A 983-nucleotide genomic window follows, 5' to 3' on the forward strand; every position below is an offset into this window, starting at 1 on the left:
GTTTCTGGTGCTGAGCGTTGTCCCGATGGGGCTCATCGGTGTTGTCGGTTCGCTCTTCATCTTCAACAGGCCCTTGGGCTTCGTCGCCATTCTCGGTATTTTATCGCTGCTCGGACTGATCGCGAAGAACGCCGTGATCCTGATCGAACAGATCGAGACAGAACGGGGCAAAGGGACTGAGGTATGGAACGCAGTGATCGATGCCACGGTATCACGGTTCCGTCCCATCATGTTGACCGCCATTTCCACTGTTCTCGGCATGATACCGATAGCCTGGACCATTTTCTGGGGACCGATGGCGATCGCGATCATGGGCGGCCTGCTGGTCGCAACGGTGCTGACTCTCGTCTTCCTGCCAGCCCTCTATGTGGCCGCATTCCGTGTCAAGGAACCGACGAGCAGTGCCACCACCATGCGGCCYGTTTCACATAATCCGGCATAAGGGCCGTGCTCAAGACGAGGTTCGATCGCCAGTGACAAATATCGAATTTCCAGGTTTTGTCAGTCTGACGATAGCGATCGTCGTTTTCTTCATCGGCGCTGGACTGAACGGCCGGATCGCGGCACTACGGCAATGGAACATTCCGGAAGCCGTGACCGGCGGTCTTCTCGCGGCCCTGACAACGCTTCTCGCCTATCGCGTCCTGGGGATTGCGATCTCGTTTGACCTCGCGGCGCGCGACTTGTTGCTCCTCTACTTTTTTACCGGCATCGGTCTGAACGCTCGCCTTGCCGATCTGATCGCGGGTGGCAAGCCGCTGCTGATCCTGCTTGGACTGACGCTGATCTATCTCGTCATCCAGAATCTTATCGCCGCCGGAAGTACCGCCGCCCTCGGAATGCCCGAAGGCATGACCGTTCTTGTCGGCTCAGCGTCCTTGATCGGCGGACATGGCACGACGATTGCGTGGGCCCCGATTCTTGCCGAGCGTTTCGGCCTCACCAACGCGATGGAGATTGGCGTGGCGGCGGCAACTCTAGGT

General features: G+C 58.5%; 2 protein-coding genes. Both read left to right on the forward strand.

What is annotated here, in order from left to right; all coding sequences use genetic code 11:
* Nucleotides 1–442: efflux RND transporter permease subunit (locus ACXJ5O_RS28220; protein ID WP_457302797.1), on the forward strand; the 442-nt coding region annotated here is incomplete at its 5' end.
* A 31-nt stretch (nt 443–473) separates the two neighbouring features.
* Nucleotides 474–983: sodium/glutamate symporter (locus ACXJ5O_RS28225; RefSeq protein ID WP_457302798.1), on the forward strand; the 510-nt coding region annotated here is incomplete at its 3' end.

This window comes from Phyllobacterium sp. P5_D12 (assembly GCF_054049495.1).